The organism is Vibrio sp. 03_296 (assembly GCF_002265885.1).
Genome location: NZ_NPKW01000275.1, coordinates 1 through 768, shown reverse-complemented (window position 1 = coordinate 768; position 768 = coordinate 1). Strand labels below are relative to the sequence as shown.

At 43.3% G+C, this 768-nt stretch carries 1 protein-coding gene and 1 pseudogene; both read left to right on the top strand.

Annotated features, from left to right (window positions below):
• On the top strand, nucleotides 1–197 hold a 197-nt coding region (locus tag CIK04_RS33630; protein WP_325205762.1), incomplete at its 5' end, for a hypothetical protein.
• Nucleotides 198–545: 348 nt separating this feature from the next.
• Nucleotides 546–768: pseudogene (locus CIK04_RS23950) on the top strand (FAD-dependent oxidoreductase); the annotation flags it as partial.

The following is a 768-nucleotide window of genomic DNA, read 5'->3' as shown; positions in this document are numbered from 1 at the left end:
GCCTGACCATTGATGTGCTCAGCCATACCGTACCAGAAGACGCTTGCCGAAGTTTGGCTAAAGCAACATATCGAGCAGTTTTGATGTCTATTGCGGGGGAAGCACTCCCTCGCTTTTCCCCTCTGCTGAATAACCTTTCTACAAATCCCATCGCCAATTCGCCGAAAAATCACACGATCCATCTGTGGATAAAATAGAGAAGATCCAGTGTTTTTCCTATAGTTATCCAAATAATAACTTTTACACTTAGCGACCCCTGTGCATAACCCTCCATTTTGATCCCAGGTAATCCTTGTGTAGATCAAATCATGATCACACGATATGATCCAAATAAGATCCATGATCTTGTTGATCATTTTAACTTATCCACAGATCACCTCGATCCTAATAATAGATCCAATAAAGATCATATATAAGATCTTATATATATTAGTGGAGTGATCTCGTGATTCGCGAGACGAAACAATTTCACTCATCCACAAAGAAGGTAGAATATCGCTCTTTTTCTCTCACTGTTGAATCCTTTGAATACCTGAGGTCAGTTCATGCTTTATCACGAAACATTTGACGTCATTGTTGTCGGTGGCGGACACGCAGGAACGGAAGCCGCACTCGCATCAGCACGCACCGGTCAGAAGACCTTATTACTCACGCACAATATCGATACCTTGGGCCAGATGTCTTGTAACCCAGCCATTGGTGGTATTGGTAAAAGGGGCATTTTGGKTCAAAGAAGTGGATGCGATGGGTGGTTTGATGGCGCAAGCG